12 protein-coding genes are annotated in these 15,776 nt (G+C 59.9%); 4 read left to right on the top strand and 8 right to left on the bottom strand.

The window, feature by feature from the left end; genetic code table 11:
- The 3 genes from ligA to smc all read right to left on the bottom strand — a co-directional run.
- Window positions 1–1,979 (bottom strand): NAD-dependent DNA ligase LigA (gene ligA / locus HKN06_07410; GenBank protein NNF61141.1); only part of this gene is annotated, 1,979 nt, incomplete at its 3' end.
- Between the two features lie 5 nt (window positions 1,980–1,984).
- Window positions 1,985–2,788: a cell division protein ZipA gene (zipA, locus tag HKN06_07405; GenBank protein ID NNF61140.1), complete on the bottom strand. Its 804-nt coding sequence runs from the start codon at window positions 2,786–2,788 to the stop codon at window positions 1,985–1,987.
- Window positions 2,789–2,818: 30 nt separating this feature from the next.
- A complete protein-coding gene (smc, locus tag HKN06_07400; GenBank protein NNF61139.1) occupies window positions 2,819–6,328 on the bottom strand; it encodes a chromosome segregation protein SMC in 3,510 nt (1,169 codons plus the stop codon).
- A 221-nt stretch (window positions 6,329–6,549) separates the two neighbouring features.
- On the opposite strand from smc, the gene queF reads away from it, so the two are divergent.
- From queF to phaR, 4 genes are all read left to right on the top strand, one after another.
- A complete protein-coding gene (gene queF / locus HKN06_07395; GenBank protein NNF61138.1) occupies window positions 6,550–6,954 on the top strand; it encodes an NADPH-dependent 7-cyano-7-deazaguanine reductase QueF in 405 nt (134 codons plus the stop codon).
- 66 nt (window positions 6,955–7,020) lie between these two features.
- Window positions 7,021–7,848, top strand: coding sequence for an RNA polymerase-binding protein DksA (gene dksA, locus HKN06_07390; protein ID NNF61137.1), 828 nt, complete (start codon window positions 7,021–7,023; stop codon window positions 7,846–7,848).
- An 11-nt stretch (window positions 7,849–7,859) separates the two neighbouring features.
- Complete coding sequence (gene gluQRS / locus HKN06_07385; GenBank protein ID NNF61136.1) at window positions 7,860–8,804, top strand: tRNA glutamyl-Q(34) synthetase GluQRS; 945 nt, start codon at window positions 7,860–7,862, stop codon at window positions 8,802–8,804.
- Between the two features lie 95 nt (window positions 8,805–8,899).
- Window positions 8,900–9,388, top strand: a complete 489-nt coding sequence (gene phaR, locus HKN06_07380; protein ID NNF61135.1) for a polyhydroxyalkanoate synthesis repressor PhaR — start codon at window positions 8,900–8,902, stop codon at window positions 9,386–9,388.
- A gap of 108 nt (window positions 9,389–9,496) precedes the next feature.
- On the opposite strand, the gene pnp is transcribed toward phaR, so the two are convergent.
- The 5 genes from pnp to infB all read right to left on the bottom strand — a co-directional run bounded on the left by pnp (window position 9,497) and on the right by infB (window position 15,774).
- A complete protein-coding gene (gene pnp / locus HKN06_07375) occupies window positions 9,497–11,578 on the bottom strand; it encodes a polyribonucleotide nucleotidyltransferase (protein ID NNF61134.1) in 2,082 nt (693 codons plus the stop codon).
- 54 nt (window positions 11,579–11,632) lie between these two features.
- Window positions 11,633–11,902 carry a 30S ribosomal protein S15 gene (gene rpsO / locus HKN06_07370; protein NNF61133.1) on the bottom strand — a complete coding sequence of 90 codons (270 nt, stop codon included), beginning with the start codon at window positions 11,900–11,902 and terminating at the stop codon, window positions 11,633–11,635.
- A gap of 68 nt (window positions 11,903–11,970) precedes the next feature.
- Window positions 11,971–12,894 (bottom strand): tRNA pseudouridine(55) synthase TruB, encoded by a 924-nt coding sequence (gene truB, locus HKN06_07365; GenBank protein NNF61132.1) that lies wholly within the window; start codon window positions 12,892–12,894, stop codon window positions 11,971–11,973.
- 1 nt (window position 12,895) lies between these two features.
- Window positions 12,896–13,276: a 30S ribosome-binding factor RbfA gene (gene rbfA / locus HKN06_07360; protein ID NNF61131.1), complete on the bottom strand. Its 381-nt coding sequence runs from the start codon at window positions 13,274–13,276 to the stop codon at window positions 12,896–12,898.
- 2 nt (window positions 13,277–13,278) lie between these two features.
- On the bottom strand, window positions 13,279–15,774 hold the full coding sequence (gene infB, locus HKN06_07355; GenBank protein ID NNF61130.1) for a translation initiation factor IF-2: 2,496 nt from the start codon (window positions 15,772–15,774) through the stop codon (window positions 13,279–13,281).
- Window positions 15,775–15,776 lie beyond the last annotated feature (2 nt).

Below are 15,776 nucleotides of genomic sequence, written 5' to 3'. Positions count from 1 at the left end.
AGTATTTTCACGCCCAACTTCTCGGCTTTCTTTAGTTTTGAGCCGGCTTTGGCGCCGGCGACGAGATAGTCAGTCTTCCTGGAGACACTGCCGGATACGCGTCCGCCTAATTCCATGATGCGCTCCTTTGCCTGCTCGCGGGTCATGTCGCTCAGGGTACCAGTTAGCACAAATACAAGGCCATCGAGTGGACCGGAATCGTCGGCGTGTCTTTCCACGACGGGCCAGGTGATACCCAGCTGGCACAACTCTTCCACCACCTCCCGGTTATGCGATTCCCTGAAAAACCCGACGATGCGGCCTGCCACTATGGGGCCGACATCGGGCACTTCCACGAGAACCTCTGCATCTGCCTCCAGCAGTGGCTCGAGCGACCCAAAATAGGCTGCCAGCGCTGCTGCTGTGGCCTCTCCCACCTCGCGAATACCCAAAGCGTACAGAAAGCGTGCCAGCGTAGTGTTCTTGCTGCGGTCGATTGCCGCCAGCAAATTGTCAGCGGATTTCTCTCCCATCCGCTCCAGCCCGAGCAGCTGCGATTTCTCCAGCCGGTACAGGTCTGCCGGCGTACGCACCAGCTCCGCCTCGACCAGCTGCTGGATGAGCTTTCCGCCGAGCCCATCGATGTCCATGGCGCGGCGGGAGGCAAAATGACCAATGGCCTGCTTGCGTTGCGCCGGGCAAAACAATCCACCAGTACAGCGGGCGACTGCCTCGTCTTCGGCACGCATCACTGCCGACCGGCATTCAGGACACTTCTTTGGCAGCTGCACCGGGCGTGGTCGCTTGCGTCGTTTGCCGACCACCTTAACGACCTCTGGAATTACGTCTCCGGCACGTCGCACAATCACCTTGTCTCCAACCCGGACATCTTTGCGGTGCAGCTCGTCCATGTTGTGCAAGGTGGCATTGCTTACGGTCACCCCGCCCACAAAAACCGGCTCCAGACGAGCCACCGGCGTCAGGGCACCGGTACGGCCTACCTGGAACTCCACGTCATTCACAACCGTCATTTCCTCATGCGCTGGAAACTTGTGCGCTATTGCCCACCGTGGCGCACGTGAGACAAAGCCGAGTCTTTCCTGGAAATCGGCACGATTCACCTTATAAACGACACCATCAATCTCGTACGGCAATTTCTCGCGTTTTTGCCCAATTTTGCCGTAGTACTCCAGGCATCCGTCGACTCCGGATACAACCTCGGCCTGCGGGCAGACCCGGCAGCCCCACTCTTTCAGCGCCTCCAGGATCTCGCCATGAGTAGCGGGCAGCGTCGTTTCACTGGCAAACCCGACGCCGTAGCAGAAGATCTGCAACGGTCGCTCCGCAGTCAGCTTTGGATCCAGCTGCCGCAGGCTGCCGGCTGCTGCGTTACGCGGGTTTACGAACACCTTGCCGCCCTCTTTCGCCATACGCGCATTCAGCCGCGCGAAACCGGCTTTGGGCATGTAAACCTCGCCACGGATCTCTACCACGGGCGGGAATCCGGTTCCCCGCAGCCGCAAAGGAACCGAAGGAATGGTGCGAATATTATGAGTAACGTCTTCGCCGTGCTGCCCGTCGCCACGGGTTGCCCCACGCACCAGCAGTCCGGCCTCGTAGCGCAGGTTTACGGCCAGGCCATCCAGCTTGGGCTCGGCGGTGTAATCGATGTCGTCTTCGATTGACAGGCGCTCGTGAATACGGCGATCGAAAGCACGCAACTCCGACTCATCAAAAGCATTCCCCAGTGACAGCATAGGAACTTCATGCTGCACCTGATCGAATTGAGCCGCCGGTGCCGCGCCGACACGCTGGGTTGGCGATTCCGGCGTTACCAGCGACGGATGCTGCTGCTCCAGTTCAACAAGCTCACGTAACAGGCGATCGTACTCGGTATCGGCTACCTCCGGATCGTCCAGTACGTAGTACCGGTAATTATGCTGCTCTATTTCCGCGCGCAACTTCGCGGCGCGACGCTTGATCTTCTGCGGCACCGCCATGGCGGTTACCGGATACGATGGGCAAAGTTGATTATTTGTTCGCGCAAATGGCTGGCGGCCTGGCGACTGAGCGTACTGCCGCTTTCATCCAGCACTTCACCCCCAAGTGTCGTGGCCAGCCGGCGGGCAACTGACAACATCTCGGTGAAGGCCGCCACCGGGCTGTCAGGCCCCGGCAACACCAGGAACAGGCTGACACCGGGTGTGGAAAAGCGATCAATCGTGGATAAGTCGAACGTGCCAGGCTCAACCATGCTCGCTGCGCTGAACATCGAGCGCCCACCGCTGCGCCGATGAAAAATATCGAGTTCGCCCAATTCCAGCTGCTCGGCCCGCAACGCATCGACGATTTCCGGGCCGCCGAAACGCTTGCCGCCCTTGGCCGACACGTTGATCACGATGACCATTTCTTTCTGGTCTGGCGAAGATGCTGAGGAGTCGGCGCCAAGTTGCGCCTCCGGTTCCGGGCGCAGCTCCTCAGGCAGCGGCAGGTCAGCCTGCTGGAATGGCTGCCCGGCCGGTGAAACGGGCGCGTCGGCTGGCGCAGTAAACGCCTGCCGGGCACTAGCCGGCGCATCCGCAATGCTGCTGGTCACGTCGGCTGCCTCGGCCACCGGGTTGGACTGTCTGGCGAAGTCTGCAGCGCGGGTCGACGGCACAGAATCAGATTCACTGACAAAGGTCTCGAAGCTCGGTTCGCGCCGCTCACCGCCGCTCCCTTTTGCGCGTTTCTCCCGGCGGGTAAACCAGTAGATACCGGCGATCACGACGACGCCTACGGCCAGAAGAATCATCCTGAGTTCAGTCATTTTTGTACCCGACGGCTGGCCAGACAGCCATTACATCGCAGCCATTTGCACCGCTTCGTCAACATCCACCGCGACCAGGCGCGATACGCCCGGCTCCTGCATGGTCACGCCCATCAGCTGGTTGGCCATTTCCATGGTGGTCTTGTTGTGCGTAATCACAATAAACTGAACGGTCTCAGACATCTCGCGAACGATATCGCAGAACCTTCCGACGTTCGCATCGTCCAGCGGGGCGTCGACCTCGTCGAGCATGCAAAACGGTGCGGGGTTCAGAGCGAATATCGCAAACACCATCGCGACGGCAGTCAGTGCCTTCTCGCCACCGGACAGTAAGTGAATAGTGCTGTTGCGCTTGCCTGGCGGGCGCGCCATAACCGTGACGCCTGAGTTCAGCAGGTCATCTCCGGTAAGTTCGAGAAAGGCGGTGCCGCCACCAAACAGGCGTGGGAACAGGCGGCGGAACTCCGCATCAACCTGTTCGAAGGTCTCACGAAACCGTGCCCGGGTTTCCTTGTCAATTTTCCGAATAGCCCGCTCGAGCGTTTCCAGCGCCTCGTTCAGGTCGTCATGCTGGGAGTCCAGGTATTCCTTGCGCTCGGACTGCTCGCGATATTCGTCGATAGCGGCAAGGTTGATAGCGCCCAGCCGGGAGATTCTCGCGTCGAGTTTTTCCAGCCGCTGCTCCCAGTCGGCTGCTGCCGCGTCCTCCGGCAATTCCCCCTGCATTGTTTCGAGATCGAAGGCGGTTTCAGCAAACTGCTCAGCTACCGTCTCGTGCCGCACTCGTACTTCCTGGCCGCTAAGCCGTACTTCGTTCAGTGCATCGCGATGTCTCTGGACTTCCTGTTCCTGCTGCAAACGGGTTTCGTCCAGTTTGCGCAGTTCATCTTCCACCGATTCGAGTTTGCTGCGTGCATCGCCCAGCTCCTTCTCGATGGCAATGCGTGACTGCAGCAATGCCTGCAGTTGCTCGTCGTTCGCGGCCTGAGGTGCAACGCTGGCCTCGATTTGCTGGCCCAGCTCTACGATGCGTTGTTGCAGTTGCTCCTGCTGCCGCCGCATGCGCTCAATGCTGCCGCTGGCGGTCTGCTGGGTCGAACGACGCGATTCGACTTCAATCGCCAGCTGCTGGGTACGCTCACGGTCTTCGCGCGCGGCGTCGCGGGCCTGCGCCAGCTTCTCGGTCAGGCTGATACGCTGCGCGACCAGCTCGTGTTTCTGCTCTTCCAGGTTGGCCAGCTGCCGCCTGGTTTCATCGACCAGGATGCGGGACTGGCGCAGCGCTTCCTCGATTTCACGCACCTGCTCACCGACGCTGCCGGCTTCGCTGGCCAGCGAATCGATCGTCCGGGTCTGGTGCTCAAGTCTTTCCTGGCGCTCCTCCAGCTTCGCTCGCAGCGAGGCATGAACGCTGCCAACCTGGTTGACCTCGACCTGCGCCAGGTCGCGCTTCTTGTCGAGTGCGGTAATCCGGTTGCGTGCCGCATCGTGCTTTTCGCCAAGCTCGGACACTTCCCTTTGCAGCGTGTCGCAGCGCAGCCGCAAACGGCGGATTTCATCCTCGCGCGAGAGTACGCCGGCGTGTGCCTCTTCATCCCGGCTCACCCGCAACCAGTCGGCACCAATCCAGACGCCGTCGCGCGTAATAACAGACTCACCGGCGCCCAGCCGGCTGCGCATACCCAGCGCCTCACTCAACGAGTCAGCAGCGAAAACCTGTGACATGAGCGAATCGACGCGGATATCGCCGCTGACTTTTGTTGCCAGCGGCTCGCCGGCCTTGAACCAGCCTGATTTGCCAGGCTTGCCGGTTACGACGAAGCCGAGCGAAAAGTCGGGCAACTCACCGAGTACCGCCTCAACAGCGTCCATGCCATCTATACAGATCGCTTCCAGGTAATCACCAAGAACCGTTTCGACCGCCCGCTCCCAACCCGGCTCGACTGACAGCACCTGGCCCAGCCGCTGTTGACCGGCAAACGTGCTGCCTTCCAGCCAGCGCATTACCGCCTTCTTGTTCTCGCCCAGCGCCGCCTGCTGCAGCGCCTCCAGCGAAGCCAGCCTGCCCTGCAGCTGGTGCAGCTCGACACGGCTCTCGTCCAGCCGTGCCGCGAGGCGTTTGTCCTCGTCACGCAGGCCGTCAACCTCAGTGATGATTGAGGCAAGCCCGCTGTGCAGACCTTCCAGCATGACCCGCTTGGCAGACTCCTCGCGGGAAATGCCGCTGATCTGCTCTTTCAATGCAGCTACAGAGAGCTCTTCGCGCTGCGTCTGTAATTGCTCGCTGCGGTTGCGGTAGTCACGCAGTGCTTGTTCCCGATGCTCGATACGCGCCTGCTCGACCTCCAGCGTCTGCTGTGCCGCGTTGCGTTTCTCGGCATGCTCGTCCCAGCTTTGCTGCCACGCCTGCATGGCTGACTCAGCCTGTTGCAGTCCGGCTGCCGAACCGTATTCGGCTTCACGCGCCCGCTGCAGATCCGGTTCGAGCAAACCCAGCGTCCCTTCGAGGTCCTTGAGTTCACCAGAATCGCGATTGATCAGCACGTCGAGCTCTTCCAGACCCGAACGCGTCTGCACCAGGTCATCTTCGTGGCGTTTGCGCATCTCACGGCTGTGCTGGATTTGCTGCTCCAGACGGGCAATCTCGGCACCGGTTGTGTAGAAGCGTTCCTGCACCGCGTTGGCTGCATCGGTATTGCCGGCCTGGCGCTCACGCGCCTTCTCTATGTCGGCCTCGATCGAGCGTTGCTGTGAGATTGCAGCCTCCAGGGCCGTCTCGCATTCCATCTGCTTCTGCCGTTCGGCCGCCATGCCAGCCTGGAGTTCGCGCATCCGCAGAACCAGCAGCTCCGCTGCTGAACGGCGCTGCTCGTCCTTGTAAGTCTTGTAGCGCTCGGCGACGCTTGCCTGGCGCTGCAGGTGTTTCAGCTGCGCCTCCACCTCTTCGCGCAGGTCATTCAGCCGATCAAGATTATCGCGCGTGTGGCGCATACGATTTTCTGTTTCGCGCCGGCGCTCCTTGTATTTGGATATTCCGGCCGCTTCCTCCAGGTAAACACGCAGGTCTTCGGGCCGTGCCTCGATCAACCGCGAGATCATGCCCTGCTCGATAATCGCGTAGCTGCGTGGACCGAGGCCGGTGCCAAGAAAAATGCTCTTGATATCTTTGCGTCGGCAGCGCGTGTTATTCAGAAAATACTGCGAGGTGCCATCGCGTGACAGCAGTCGCTTTATCGACACTTCGTTGTAATTGGCATACGGCCCACCGATGGCGCCGTCGGAATTGTCGAATATCAGTTCGATTGTTGCTGTGCCTACCGGCTTGCGTGACGTCGAGCCGTTGAAAATAACATCGGCCAGTGAATCACCACGCAGGGTCTTGGCCGAACTCTCGCCCATGACCCAGCGAACCGCATCAATGACGTTCGATTTACCGCAACCATTGGGACCGACGACTGCCAGCAGGTTACCGGGAAATTCGAGGGTCGTTGGATCGACAAATGACTTGAAGCCAGCCAGCTTGATTTTGCTCAGACGCATTTAAGGCAGACGCATTCCTGTAAAAGCGATAGTTTAAAGTAATCCCCGGCTACGCGTAAGCGCGAACCGCAATTGAATTTGAACAATGGCAAACTTGTAAAACAGAGGGAGGCGGGAGTCGGGCGCTTTACTGCCGGGCGCCAGTCTGGTCGGTTCCGCTTTATCCTCGCGATGCAACTAGTACAATCAACTCCACTGCAACAATGTACCGGTGACCGAGTATGAGTTTCTCCAGTGAAAAGCCGCAGCCCAGTCGTGAACTCGAGGCCTTTCCCAACCCGGAACCTGGCCGCGATTATACCATTCGGATTTCGATTCCAGAGTTCACCTGCCTCTGCCCGAAAACCGGCCAGCCTGATTTTGCGACTCTTCACATCGAGTACGTCCCCGACGGGCTGTGCGTGGAGTTGAAGGCGCTGAAGATGTACGTCTGGTCATACCGCAATGAGGGGGCCTTCCACGAGGCCGTCACCAACCAGATTCTTGCTGATCTGACCGGGGCAATTGAACCAAAGTTCATGCGATTACGAGCGGAATTTAATGTACGAGGCGGCATTTATACGACCGTAGTTGCTGAACATCGTCAGCCAGACTGGGAAGCACCGCCGGCAGTGTCCCTGCCCTGAACGGTGGCTGCAAAACCGGCTGGAAAACGCTAGAATCTCGCGTTTTCTCCGGCCCGAGGTGTACCGATGGCGACACGTAAAAAGTCTTCCGCCCGCACGAAAAAGGCGTCCGCCAGCCGCGGCGCCCGCAAGAAAGCCACGCGGAAAAAAGCCGCGAGCAGGAAAAAAACGACGAAAAAGGCCACTGCCCGCAAGACGGCAAAGAAAAAAACCACCCGCAAAAAGACTGCCAGGAAAAAGGTAGCTAAAAAGAAGGCTGCCGGCCGCAAAAAGACGGCAAAGAAAAAGGTAGCAAAAAAGAAGACGACCGGGCGCAAGAAGCCCGCGAAGAAAGCGGCTAGAAAGAAAACTGCCAGCCGCGCAAAGCCGGCGAAGAAGACCACCAGCCGGAAAAAAACGACGAAGAAGACGGCATCACGCAAGGCTGTGACGAAAAAAACCGGCCGGGGCAAGGCCAGCCGCGCAGACCTGCTGGTTAACGGGCCGGTTGCGGGGATAGCGCCATACAAGTTGCGGGCGAAAGAAAAGTACATGAATGCCCGTCAACTCAAACACTTCACAATGATTCTTGATGCCTGGAAGCATGAGTTGATGGAAGAAGTCGACCGCACCGTGCATCACATGAAGGACGAGGCGGCCAACTTCCCGGACCCCAACGACCGGGCGACACAGGAATCGGAGTTCAGTCTCGAGCTGCGCACCCGAGACCGGGAGCGCAAGCTGATCAAGAAAATCGACGAGGCCATGCTGACTATGGACTCGGGCGACTACGGGTACTGCGAATCGTGCGGCGTGGAAATCGGCGTACGCCGGCTGGAGGCGCGCCCCACGGCCACCCTGTGCATCGACTGCAAGACGCTGGACGAGATCCGCGAGAAACAGATGCGCGGCTGAGTGCCCCCGCAATGAGCGGTGTGCCCTACGTCGGCCGGTTTGCCCCCTCTCCCACCGGGCCACTGCATTTTGGCTCGCTGCTGGCAGCGCTCGGCAGCTTTCTGGAGGCCCGTCGGGCTGGCGGGCAGTGGCAGGTCCGTATTGAGGACCTCGACCCGCCACGCGAGGTACCCGGATCGGCCGACTTAATCCTGCGCACACTGGACGATTACCAGCTGCACTGGGACGGCCCGCTCGTCTACCAGAGCCGCCGCCTGGACAGGTACTGCGATGTTATCGGCCGCCTGTTACACGAGGGTCTGGCCTACCGGTGCCGCTGCACGCGCCGCATGGTCGCCGCCCACCCCGGCGGGATCTACCCCGGGACCTGCCGGAAAGCCGCGATATCAGCCAGCGAAGAGCATGCTATCCGGCTGGTAACCAGCGATGAGCCCGTGACTATCGACGATGCCGTGCAGGGCCGCTTCTCGTGGCGTCTGGCAAGCGAAACGGGAGACTTCGTCATCCGGCGCAGGGACGGTCTGCACGCGTACCAGCTGGCCGTCACCATCGATGATGCAGCGCAGGGAATCACCCATATCGTACGCGGCTGCGACCTGCTCGACTCCACGCCACGGCAAAGCTGGCTGCGTAAATCGCTGTCGCTGCCCGAGCCGCGCCATGCCCATCTGCCCCTCGCGCTGGACCCGGACGGCAACAAGTTGAGCAAGTCATTTGGCGCGGCAGGGCTGCCAAAGGACAGGCGGGGCCGGGTTATGTTCGATGCCCTGGTCGTCCTGCGCCAGGATCCTCCCCCGGAGCTGGCGGATCATCCGGTTGCCGAGGTAATTGACTGGGCACAAACAAACTGGAATATCAATAAGTTGCATGGCATTTCTGCATTGCAGCTTGACCAAAAGCTGCAACCGACCGAAGTGATTCGCGGAGCAGTGATCCAGCAGCGATTTGACAGTTGAATGACATTGCAAAGCGGGCGTAAGATGTTTCCTACCTTGCACCGCAGCAGCCCGTGGGGGATTTCGGGGGCCGCCGCAATCTGGAGACAATCTAAATGCAAACTGCCGCAGAATCAGAGACTCGCGAAACCGAATCGAGAATCATTAAGAAGTACCCGAATCGGCGCCTGTACGACACCGAGGAAAGCCGCTACATCACCCTGGCCGACGTTCGGCGACTGGTGATGGACCAGGTGGACTTTGTCGTCATCGACAAGAAGTCGCAGCAGGACATCACCCGCTGCATCCTGCTGCAAGTAATCAGCGAACAGGAGCAGGAAGGCGACCCGATTCTGAGTCGTGATTTCCTGTCTCAGGTGATTCGTTCTTACGGCAGCAGCCTGCAGAACGTAGCCAGCAGCTACCTTGAGCAGAGCATGAAGCTGTTCATGTCGCAGCAGCACCAGGTGCGTGAGCGGGTTCGCAGCGTCGTCGGCATCGATCCGGTTGGCATCGTCACCGACATCACACTGAAAAACTACAATCGCTGGAAATCAGCCCAGGAAGAAATTTTCAAGACGTTGATGGGCTCAAACAGCAAGTAGCAGCGGCTGTAGGAGCGGCTTTAGCCGCGAACATCCAATTCTCGCAACGCAAATACAAAAAAAGCCCGGCAATGCCGGGCTTTTTTCGTGGCCGATTTCTGCTTTTGCTCAGGCCGCGTCGACGTCGCGCATGCTCAGCCTGACACGCCCCTGGCGATCAACTTCGAGCACCTTGACCCTGACGACATCACCTTCATTGAGCTTGTCGCTGACTTTCTCCACGCGCTCGTTGGAGATCTGCGAGATGTGTACCAGGCCATCCTTGCCAGGCAGTATGGTGACAAAGGCACCAAAATCCATCAGGCGAGCGACCTTACCCTCGTAGATCTTGCCGACTTCGACTTCGGCCGTAATCATCTCGATCCGCTTCAGCGCTTCCCGGCCGGATGCGCCATCAACTGAAGCGATCTTGACCGTACCGTCGTTGTCGATGTCGATCGTCGCGCCAGTCTCTTCCGTTATGGCACGGATCACGCTGCCACCCTTGCCGATAACGTCGCGGATCTTCTCGGGATCGATCTTTATCGTGACGATGCTCGGCGCCCATTCGGACATCTTCTCGCGCGGATTCTCGAGCACCTTGTTCATCTCGCCGAGTATGTGCATGCGCGCGTCGCGTGCCTGCGCCAGGGCCTGCTGCATGATTTCGCGATCGATACCCTGAATCTTGATATCCATCTGCAGGGCGGTAACACCGTCATTGCTTCCGGCCACCTTGAAATCCATGTCGCCCAGATGATCTTCGTCACCCAGGATGTCGGTCAGGATACGGAAGTTGTCGCCTTCCTTGACCAGGCCCATGGCTATACCGGCTACCGGTGCCTTGATCGGCACGCCGGCATCCATCAGCGCCAGGCTGGTGCCGCAGACGGTTGCCATCGAACTCGAACCATTCGACTCGGTCACTTCCGAAACGACGCGGACGACGTAAGGAAATTCATCCATATCGGGCAGGACAGCGGCGATGCCGCGTCTGGCCAGGTTACCGTGTCCGATTTCGCGCCGCTTCGGGCCGGTCATGAAACGGGCTTCACCAACGCAAAACGGCGGGAAATTGTAATGCAGCATGAAAGGATCTTTGCGCTCACCCTCCAGGGCGTCGATGATCTGCGCGTCGCGGCCGGTTCCCAGCGTCGTGGTAACCAGCGCCTGGGTTTCGCCGCGGGTGAAAAGCGCCGAGCCATGCGTGCGTGGCAGGACTCCGGTGCGAATATTCAGCGGCCGCACTGTCTTGTCGTCACGGCCGTCAATACGCGCTTCGCCACTCAGCGACCGCGAGCGCACGATCTGGCTCTCGACGGCAGATACCGCACTGCCGGCCGAGCCGGCCCACTCTTCATTGCGCTCGACCAGCTGTTCGACAACGGCTTTCTTGGCCAGTCGCAACTGTTCGCGTCGCGCCATTTTTTCCGGAATCCGGTAAGCCTCGCCAATCGGCCCGGTCGCCAGTTCCGCTGCAGCACTTGCCAGCTGTTCGTCGGCCTGTGGTGCCGTCCACTCCCAGGCCGGCTTACCCGCTTCTGCGGCAAGTTCGTTGATGGCGTCTATTGCGACCTGCATCTGCTCGTGGCCGTACATGACGGCGCCCAGCATTACATCCTCCTGCAATTCACGCGCCTGTGATTCAACCATCAGCACCGCTTCTTTGGTGCCGGCCACCACCAGCTCCAGGTCGGAGTCGACCAGCGCCGTGTTTGTCGGGTTGAGCACGTAATCGCCATTGATGTAGCCAACGCGCGCAGCGGCAACCGGGCCGCTGAACGGGATGCCGGACAGGGCCAGTGCGGCACCTGCACCGAGCATGGCCGGTATATCCGGATCAACATCCGGATTCATCGACACAACGGTGGCTATCACCTGGACTTCGTTCATGAAGCCCTTCGGGAACAGCGGCCGGATCGGCCGGTCCATCAGCCGTGAGGTCAGCGTCTCTTTCTCGCTGGGACGTCCCTCGCGCTTGAAAAACCCGCCCGGAATCTTGCCGGCAGCATAGGTCTTTTCAATATAGTTGCAGGTCAGGGGGAAAAACCCGCGGCCGGCATCAGCCTCGCGCGCGCCCACCGCAGTGACCAGAACAACGGTATCCGACATGGTGACAACCACCGCGCCGTCTGCCTGGCGAGCCATCTCGCCCGTTTCAACAGAAACAGTGTGCGTTCCATACTGGAACGTCTTTTTGAACGTTTCCACGTTAATAATCCTGTAGGTAACTTCAGAAAGCAGCTGTCGCGTCGCGATCAGCCGTTATCGGCGCAGGCCGAGCCGGGCAATGAGGTCCTGATAACGTTTCAGGTCCTTCTTCTTGAGGTAATCAAGCAATTTGCGCCGCTGGTTGACCATTTTCAACAGGCCACGGCGTGAATGATGGTCTTTCTTGTGCTCCGAAAAATGATCGGACAGCTCGTTGATTCGCTTCGACAGCAAAGCAACCTGCACTTCGGGCGACCCTGTGTCGCCAGATGATTTCTGATACTCGGAGATAACCCCCGATTTTTGCTCACTGGAAAGAGGCATTTGCCAAAACTCCTGATCTTACTATTTAGCCCTTTTTACGCGCGGCAGATTCTACCCTCGCCGCCCCGTTATAAACAACTGTTTCCCAGCCTGAAAAGGCGCCGCGGCGCAATCCGCCCGTCCGCAATCACCTCGCCGATTCCGATGAACCGCGATTCGGCCGCATACAGCCTCACCCAGCCCTCTGCGGGTGCCCGTGGCACGGTCACCGGCTGGCCCTGCTGCAGGTACCAGGAGGCATCCTGACCAAGCCTGACAGCCGGCCATGCAGAGATGGCCCTGTCTATCGGTTCCAGCTTGCTGTCGAGCGTCTCAAGCCCCTCGTGCGCCGCTGTCTCCAGCTGCTCCATGCTGAGCATTTCGGCCGCGCTGAACGGTCCCAGGGCGGTGCGCCGCAGGGCCCTGACATGGGCCAGGCTGCCGGCCGCCTCGGCGATATCCTCGACCAGCGTCCGCACATAGGTGCCTTTCGAGCAGGCAACCTCCAGCTCGAACCCTTGCTCGTCGCAGCCGGTCAGCTCGAGGTGGAAAATTGTCACGGTGCGGGCCTTGCGCTCGATCTCGACGCCTTCCCGCGCCAACTCATAAAGCCTGCGCCCCTGGTGCTTGAGTGCCGAGTACATCGGCGGGACCTGGCTGATCTTGCCGCGGAACCGTGGCAACACGGCTTCGATCTCGGACCTGCCGGCAATCGTGGTCGTTTCCGCCGTCACCTTGCCGGCGGCATCGCCTGAATCGGTCTTGCGTCCCAGGCTGGCAGAAACCGTGTAACGCTTGTTGGTATCGAGCAGGTAGGCCGAAACTTTGGTGGCCTCACCGAGGCAAATAACCAGCAGCCCGCTGGCAAGAGGATCGAGACTACCGGTATGGCCGCCTTTTTTTGCCTGGTAAAGTCGTTTTACGCGCTGCAGCGCACGGTTCGAGGTATCCCCAACCGGCTTGTCCAGCAGAACAATGCCGTGCACGTCACGTTGTCCGCGCCGGGCCGCCATCTCAGTCCTCTTCGTCGCCGGCTGCCCGCTCGCGGTCGTCGGCAACAGCCTGGTCGATCAAGGACCGCAATCGCTGCCCCTGCTCGAGACTGACGTCGTATTCGAAATGCAACTGCGGCACGGCGCGAATAACCAGTCGCCGGCCGAGTTCACCGCGCAGAAAGCCGGAGGCACGCTCCAGAGCTTTAACCAGCGGCTCGTGCTCACCATCGTCCAGCGAAGTAAAAAATACCCGCGCATGACCGAGGTCACGGGTTACCCGCACTTCGGTAAGCGTTATCAGCCGCAGCCGCGGATCATCCAGTTCATCACGAATGATCTCGCTCAGCGAGCGCTGGATTTCCTCACCAACGCGATCACTACGATGAAATTCCCGGGCCATGATCAGATCGTGCGAGCAACCTCGATCCGCTCGAAGCACTCTATCTGGTCGCCGGCTTTCACGTCATTGTAGTTACGCACCCCGATACCGCACTCGGTGCCGGCCCGTACTTCACGCACATCATCCTTGAAGCGCCGTAACGATTCGAGCTCACCTTCGTAGATAACAACGTTCTCGCGCAGCACCCGGATAGGCAGGTTGCGTTTGACCAGCCCGTCGATAACCATGCAGCCGGCGACGTTGCCAAACTTCGGCGAACGAAACACTTCGCGCACTTCTGCCAGCCCGGTAATCTGCTCCCTGATTTCGGGTGCAAGCAGCCCGGACAGCGCTTTTTTCACGTCATCGATGGCTTCGTAAATGATGCTGTAATAACGCAGCTGGATACCGGAGTCCTTGACGGCTGCCCGCGCTGACGCATCGGCGCGAACGTTAAAGCCGATCACGGTGGCCCCTGACGCTGCCGCCAGGTTTACGTCCGACTCGGTGATGCCGCCGACTCCACTCGAGATCACCTTCACTTTGACCTCGTCGTTGGACAGCTTCGTCAGGGCATCGCGCAGGGCTTCGGCGCTGCCCTGCACGTCCGCTTTCAGCAGTATTTTGACCGAGGCAAGCTCGCCCTCTGCCATTTGCTCGAAGACATTCTCCAGCCGGCTGGCCTGCTGTTTTGCCAGCGCTGCCTCACGCTGCCGTTCCTGCCGCAGTTCGGCCACCTCGCGCGCTTTGCGATCGTCGGTGAGCGACATGAAATCGTCACCGGCATTTGGTGTGCCGGACAGCCCCAGCACAACTGCCGGGGTCGACGGGCCTGCCTCCGTGATCGGGTCGCCCTGCTCGTCGAACATCGCACGCACGCGTCCGTATTCCTGGCCGACAAGAATTGCGTCACCCTGGCTGAGTTTGCCGCTGCTGACCAGCAACGTTGCAACTGCACCGCGGCCTTTTTCCAGTGACGACTCAAGCACAACTCCGTTTGCGGCTCCGTCGGACGGTGCTTTCAGCTCCAGCACCTCAGCCTGCAGCAAGACGGCTTCCAGCAGGTTATCAATGCCCTCGCCGGTTTCTGCCGAAACGTTGACGAACATGTTTTCGCCACCCCAGTCATCCGGGATGACCTCATGCTGTGCCAGCTCGGTGCGTACACGCTCCACGTCAGCATCGGCTTTGTCGATCTTGTTTACCGCGACGACAATCGGCACGTCGCCAGCCTTGGCATGCTGGATTGCTTCGATTGACTGCGGCATGACGCCATCGTCGGCTGCCACAACGAGAATGACGATGTCGGTTACTTTTGCACCACGGGCGCGCATTGCGGTAAATGCCTCGTGGCCCGGCGTATCCAGAAAGGCAATGGTGCCCCGGTCAGTTTCGACACGGTACGCACCGATGTGCTGGGTGATCCCGCCAGCCTCACCAGCAGTAACACGCGTGCGCCGGATGTGGTCGAGCAGCGAGGTCTTGCCATGGTCGACATGCCCCATCACCGTCACGACAGGCGGTCGCGGTTGTTCGTCAAATTCCTGCTCCACCTTTTCGCCGAGCAGCTGGTCTTCCAGCTCGCTTTCCTTGAGTAGTATCGGCGTATGGCCCATCTCCTCGACGACAATGGCCGCGGTGTCCTGATCGATCGACTGGTTGATGGTGACCATCGCGCCCATTTTCATCATCGCCTTGATGACTTCGGTCGATTTGATGGCCATCTTCTGTGCCAGCTCGGCGACGGTAATCGCCTCGGGAATTTCAACTTCGCGAATTACCGGCGCAGTCGGCCGCTCGAAACCATGCTTGGACTCGACGTTTACATTGACGGTCCGGCGGCGCGTGGTTTTCTTTCGTCGGCGCTTGCCGGCGGAGGCAACGTGCAACTCCTCGCGGCCGTAACGGGTAGAACGCTTGTCGCGCTGCCGGTCCTTTTTCTGCTTAGCCAGGCGCGCTTCTTCCTCGCGCTTGCGCTCGGCAGCAGCCGCCCGCTCGCGCGCTGCCGCCTCGGCCTGCTGGCGAGCCTTCTCGTCGGCCTCGCGTTGCGCTGCGGCGGCTTCGACCCGTTCGGCTTCTTCGCGTGCTTCACGTTCTTCAGATTCACGGCGCTTGTCCGCAACCGCCTGTTCCTGCGCCTCGCGTTGCTCTACGTCTGCCTGGCGACGCTCGTCAAGTTCCGCCTGCTTTTGACGCGCTTCCTCTTCGAGTACATCGCGCTTGACGTAGGTGCGTTTGCGCCGCACTTCTACGCTGACAGTGCGCGAACGCCCCTGCGCGCCGGACAGGCGCAGTTCACCCTGCGACTTGCGTTTAAGAGTAATTTTTGGCGGTGCCGCAGAAGACTCCGAACGACCGTGCGACCGCCGCAGATGCGACAGCAGCTCCATCTTGGCTTCCTCGCTGATGGTGTCGTCGGCGCTCGATAGGGAAATGCCTGCCTCATCCAGCTGTGACAACAGCTTCTCCACGGAGACTTTCAGCACGTCTGCATATTGCGCAACTGTTACGTCTGACATCA

This window comes from Gammaproteobacteria bacterium, from assembly GCA_013003425.1.
Taxonomy (GTDB): domain Bacteria; phylum Pseudomonadota; class Gammaproteobacteria; order Steroidobacterales; family JABDKV01; genus JABDJB01.
The sequence above is the reverse complement of the archived record's forward strand: the minus strand, read 5'-3'. Positions and strand labels throughout refer to the sequence as shown.

Coding starts and splice junctions, on each gene's coding strand:
- infB (NNF61130.1), bottom strand. CDS start 15,774: ATGTCAGACGTAACAGTTGCGCAATATGCAGACGTGCTGAAAGTCTCC.
- queF (NNF61138.1), top strand. CDS start 6,550: ATGAGTTTCTCCAGTGAAAAGCCGCAGCCCAGTCGTGAACTCGAGGCC.
- smc (NNF61139.1), bottom strand. CDS start 6,328: ATGCGTCTGAGCAAAATCAAGCTGGCTGGCTTCAAGTCATTTGTCGAT.
- rpsO (NNF61133.1), bottom strand. CDS start 11,902: ATGCCTCTTTCCAGTGAGCAAAAATCGGGGGTTATCTCCGAGTATCAG.
- zipA (NNF61140.1), bottom strand. CDS start 2,788: ATGACTGAACTCAGGATGATTCTTCTGGCCGTAGGCGTCGTCGTGATC.
- phaR (NNF61135.1), top strand. CDS start 8,900: ATGCAAACTGCCGCAGAATCAGAGACTCGCGAAACCGAATCGAGAATC.
- truB (NNF61132.1), bottom strand. CDS start 12,894: ATGGCGGCCCGGCGCGGACAACGTGACGTGCACGGCATTGTTCTGCTG.
- gluQRS (NNF61136.1), top strand. CDS start 7,860: ATGAGCGGTGTGCCCTACGTCGGCCGGTTTGCCCCCTCTCCCACCGGG.
- dksA (NNF61137.1), top strand. CDS start 7,021: ATGGCGACACGTAAAAAGTCTTCCGCCCGCACGAAAAAGGCGTCCGCC.
- rbfA (NNF61131.1), bottom strand. CDS start 13,276: ATGGCCCGGGAATTTCATCGTAGTGATCGCGTTGGTGAGGAAATCCAG.